1 pseudogene is annotated in these 289 nt (G+C 34.6%); it reads right to left on the bottom strand.

Annotated features, from left to right (window positions below):
* Positions 1 to 266: pseudogene (locus V8Q34_RS27425) on the bottom strand (IS3-like element ISSth1b family transposase); the annotation flags it as partial.
* Positions 267 to 289: the final 23 nt, after the last annotated feature.

Below are 289 nucleotides of genomic sequence, written 5' to 3'. Positions count from 1 at the left end.
TACAAATCCAGAATGGCACTTAAATAGAGTTTCTTCTGTGTACCTGGTACTTTGAATTCTGTTACATCTGTTGTCCATTTCTTATTAGGTGCATCTGCATAAAAATCTCTTCCAAGTTTATTTTCAGCCGTTTCATCAGGTGTAGAAGATCTATATGTTTTCTTTTTCTTTCGGATTACTGCATGGATATCAAGTTTTTGCATGATTCTATGCACACGTTTTTTGCTGTAGTTCGTATGATTAAAGTGATTAATCCACGAAGTCATTCTACGATATCCCAAGATGTGAT

The sequence above is a fragment of the Blautia sp. JLR.GB0024 genome (assembly GCF_037000545.1).
In the GTDB taxonomy this organism is placed as follows: domain Bacteria; phylum Bacillota; class Clostridia; order Lachnospirales; family Lachnospiraceae; genus Blautia; species Blautia celeris.
The sequence above is the reverse complement of the archived record's forward strand: the minus strand, read 5'-3'. Positions and strand labels throughout refer to the sequence as shown.